The sequence below is a fragment of the Streptomyces brasiliensis genome (assembly GCF_014647875.1).
GTDB classification, from domain to species: Bacteria; Actinomycetota; Actinomycetes; order Streptomycetales; family Streptomycetaceae; genus Streptomyces; species Streptomyces brasiliensis.
Genome location: NZ_BMQA01000211.1, coordinates 1 through 1,537 on the forward strand (window position 1 = coordinate 1; position 1,537 = coordinate 1,537).

Annotated in this window: 2 protein-coding genes; one reads left to right on the forward strand and one right to left on the reverse strand. The window is 70.1% G+C overall.

Annotated features, from left to right (window positions below):
* The first annotated feature begins 75 nt into the window (after positions 1-75).
* Positions 76-585 carry a hypothetical protein gene (locus IEZ19_RS49775; RefSeq protein WP_189317956.1) on the forward strand — a complete coding sequence of 170 codons (510 nt, stop codon included), beginning with the start codon at positions 76-78 and terminating at the stop codon, positions 583-585.
* Here IEZ19_RS49775 and IEZ19_RS49780 read toward each other — a convergent pair.
* Positions 533-1,327 carry an IS5 family transposase gene (locus IEZ19_RS49780; RefSeq protein WP_229841747.1) on the reverse strand — a complete coding sequence of 265 codons (795 nt, stop codon included), beginning with the start codon at positions 1,325-1,327 and terminating at the stop codon, positions 533-535. The genes IEZ19_RS49775 and IEZ19_RS49780 overlap by 53 nt on opposite strands.
* Positions 1,328-1,537: the final 210 nt, after the last annotated feature.

Genomic DNA, 1,537 nt, shown 5'->3' on the forward strand with positions numbered 1-1,537 from the left:
TCGGAGTGAGGGAGACATGCGGCGTCTTGTGTCCGCTTCGTGGTCGAGGGGTGCGCGGTGGCGTCAGTGCTGGGAATGCTGGAGGAGCGGGAGACGGCTGCCCGGGTGCGGGTGGAGGGGCTGCGGGAGGAAGTAGCGCGGCTGGCTGAGGTTTTGGAGGCCGCGGAGATCGAACTGGACCGGCGTGTGATCGCGCGGGAGGAACTGGTCGAGGCTCTGGCTGTCTCTGCGGCTGAGTCCACTGCCGTGACCGAGGCCGGGACGGAGCGGGAAACCGTGGCCTCGCCCGTGCCGGGCTCGACGGTGCCACCCTGGAGGGACGGGTTGCCGGTGACGGTTCTGGCGCCGGACTATCAGCGGCTTCTGGGTGTGCTGGAGGAGGGGCGGGCAGCGGGCAGGGGGCCGCTGAAGGCCAGGGAGATCGCGGTGGAGCTGGGCTTGGAGACGACGCCGGCGAAGGTCGAGGGGCTGCGCTCGAAGGCCAGGCGCCTGGCGGAGCGTGGGTGGCTGGTGCAGGAGTCGTCAGGGACGTTCAGCGCCGGTCGGCGGCCCGTGCCCGTGCCAGACGCCGGCCCATCCGCGTGATCATCGACCACCGGATCATCGCCTCGCTGGTAGCGGGCAGGGTTTCGTAATCCCGGGCCAAGCGACGGGAGTTCATCAGCCATGCGAACGTTCGCTCTGCCACCCAGCGTCTGGGCAGCACCACGAATCCCTTCATGTCATCGGTGCGCTTGACGATCTGCAGGGTGAGGGCGAGTTTCTGCCGGCACCAGTCGACCAGGGCGCCGGTGTAGCCGCCGTCGGCCCAGATGAGGGTGATGTCGCGGTGCAGGCGGCGCAGCCGCTGCAGCAGGCCCGCGGCGGCGTCCCGGTCGCCGATGTTCGCGGCGGTGACCGCAACGAGAAGGAGCAGGCCGAGGCAGTCGGTCACGATGTGCCGCTTGCGGCCCGGCACCTTCTTCCCGCCGTCATAGCCGCGTGAGGCGGCCGGCACCGTCGCGGCGGCCCGCACCGACTGCGCGTCGATGATTCCGGCCGTGGGCTCGGCCTCACGGCCCTCACGCTCACGCACCCGACCGCGCAGCCGGTCGTGGAACTCGGTGATCAGCCCGTGCTCGCGCCAGCGGCGGAAGAAGGCGTAGACCCGGCCCCATGCGGGGAAGTCTGCGGGCATCGCCCGCCACGAGATCCCGCCCGCGACCAGGTACCGGATCGCGTCCAGCATCTGGCGGTGGCAGTAGCCCTCGGGCTGTCCACCCCGCCCTTGAAGCCAGGCCGGCACCGGCAGCAACGGCCGGATGGCCGCCCACTCCGCGTCCGTCATGTCCGACGGATACCGCCGCACCCGGTCCGGATGATCGGCCGCGTTGCCGTACACGTGCGCGAGGCAATCACACGATCGGGCAGCCAAGTTGAAGTCAATGGGCTCGGACGCATACAACAACGGCACCAGGGCCTCCCGGCACTGCTCGGTCAGATTCGCATCCCCGAGCTACCGCGAGGCCCTGCCTTCATGCGCGCAGAACGTGAAGAT

Coding starts and splice junctions, on each gene's coding strand:
- IEZ19_RS49775 (WP_189317956.1), top strand. CDS start 76: ATGCTGGAGGAGCGGGAGACGGCTGCCCGGGTGCGGGTGGAGGGGCTG.
- IEZ19_RS49780 (WP_229841747.1), bottom strand. CDS start 1,327: ATGACGGACGCGGAGTGGGCGGCCATCCGGCCGTTGCTGCCGGTGCCG.